The sequence below is a fragment of the Nitrosomonas sp. Nm33 genome, assembly GCF_900107265.1.
In the GTDB taxonomy this organism is placed as follows: domain Bacteria; phylum Pseudomonadota; class Gammaproteobacteria; order Burkholderiales; family Nitrosomonadaceae; genus Nitrosomonas.
This window is the reverse complement of record NZ_FNPJ01000166.1, coordinates 1-1,099: the sequence shown is the minus strand read 5'-3', so window position 1 is coordinate 1,099 and position 1,099 is coordinate 1. Positions and strand designations below refer to the sequence as shown.

General features: G+C 47.0%; 1 protein-coding gene. It reads right to left on the bottom strand.

Features of this window, described 5'->3' with window-relative positions; translation table 11 throughout:
• Positions 1-4: 4 nt before the first annotated feature.
• A protein-coding gene (locus BLV54_RS15290; protein WP_371113311.1) for an IS3 family transposase occupies positions 5-1,099 on the bottom strand; the annotation gives its coding sequence in 2 pieces (ribosomal slippage) (positions 5-897 and positions 897-1,099; 1,096 coding nt annotated over the 2 pieces). This gene is flagged as partial in the annotation.

Here is a 1,099-nt window from a genome sequence, read left to right as displayed (position 1 = left end):
CCAGTTAAGCGACTTTTTCCAATTTTTCTGTTTCTATCTCATATTGATTCGGGCTTCTGTATCCCAAGTATGAATGCAGCCGATGACTGTTATAAAACATGGAAATATACTGCAGTACATCTTGCTGTGCTGCATAGCGAGTTTGGTAATTTCGCCACTGGACTCGTTCCTGTTTAAGGCTGCCGAAGAAACTTTCTGCTACAGCATTATCGAAACAATCACCGGCACGACTCATGCTACCCAGGAAGCCATGTATTTTCAGAAGCCTTTGGTATTCCCTGCTGGCATATTGTGATCCGCGATCCGAATGTACAATCAATCCTTCTTGTGGCTGGCGCTGCCAGGTAGCCATTCTCAATGCATCACAAACCAATCTCGCTTTCATTCTTGAACTCATACTCCAGCCAACCACTTTCCTCGAAAACAAATCGATGACAACAGCCAGATACAGCCAGCCTTCCCGGGTCCAAATATAGGTTATGTCGCCAACGTAGACTTGATCCGGGTTGGCAACATCAAACTGTCGATTCAGCTTGTTCTCGAACACCGGTTGCTTGTGATTGCTGTGAGTTGTCACCTTGTACTTCTTTCGATATTTTACTTGCACTCCGGCTTCCCGCATCAGGCTTCGAGCTTTCCAGCGACCAACCGGATAACCTGGTGCATTCACCGCCTTCCTGATCCTGCGGCTGCCATAGGTATGATGACTGGCTCGAGTTATATTCCGGACCGCTTCAAGCATTTCCTCGTGACGCGCCTCTTTTTCCTGATTAACGGCACGTCTAACATGATTATAGTAAGCACTACGACTCACACCCATGAGCTGGCACATTAAACCAACCGGGTAGGTCTTCTTCCTTTGGGTGATAAACGAATATTTCACTTCGTTTCTTTCGCGAAAAAGACCGCGGCTTCCTTTAATATTTGCCTCTCCAGCTTGAGTTGCCTGATCTGTGCTCTCAACTGCCGGATTTCTTTCTCTTCCGCTGTCAGCTTCCCATTGCCCCGGAATGCCTGTTCATTATCATCTGCCTGATATTCCCTGATCCACCTTCTGAGCATATTGCCGTTGATTTCCAGGCTTCGAGATACTTCTGAT